This is a genomic window from Mesorhizobium sp. WSM4844 (assembly GCF_055811775.1).
This window is the reverse complement of record NZ_JBVVQB010000183.1, coordinates 1-564: the sequence shown is the minus strand read 5'-3', so window position 1 is coordinate 564 and position 564 is coordinate 1. Positions and strand designations below refer to the sequence as shown.

Below are 564 nucleotides of genomic sequence, written 5' to 3'. Positions count from 1 at the left end.
CGCTTCGCCGGCGCCGGCGTTTCCGACTCTTTCGGTTTGCGGCCGAGACCTATGGTCTTGGCCAAGGCCGAGCGCGCAGCGGCGTAATTCGGCGCGACCATGGGATAGTCCGCCGGCAGGCCCCATTTGGCGCGATATTCGTCCGGCGTGAGGCCATAGTGGGTCGACAGATGGCGCTTTAGCGATTTGAACTTCTTTCCATCGTCAAGGCAGATGATGTAGTCCGCCATCACCGACTTCTTGATCGGAATAGCAGGCTTGAGAGCCTGCGGCTGTTCTGCGGAAACGCTGCCGGCCGTTCCTTTCAGTGCTGCATGTACTTGGCCGATCAGGGCGGGGAGATCGCCCACCGGGACCGGATTGTTCGAGACATAGGCTGAGACGACATCGGCGGTAAGCTCGATGAGGGCGTCGAGGCTGTGGTCGGCTTCTTCTGTCATGAAATTCTCCGGGTGGCTTGAAGACAGCAGGCGAAGTCTTGCTACATAGTGATGGTTGTGGCTGAAGGCAATAAATGTCTCGGCAGCATAAGTATCGCCATAAGCCATTGCTAATAGGCGTTCC

1 protein-coding gene is annotated in these 564 nt (G+C 58.0%); it reads right to left on the bottom strand.

Features of this window, described 5'->3' with window-relative positions:
• Nucleotides 1-440: Ros/MucR family transcriptional regulator (locus AC0L2A_RS36350; protein ID WP_473612999.1), on the bottom strand; the 440-nt coding region annotated here is incomplete at its 3' end.
• Nucleotides 441-564: the final 124 nt, after the last annotated feature.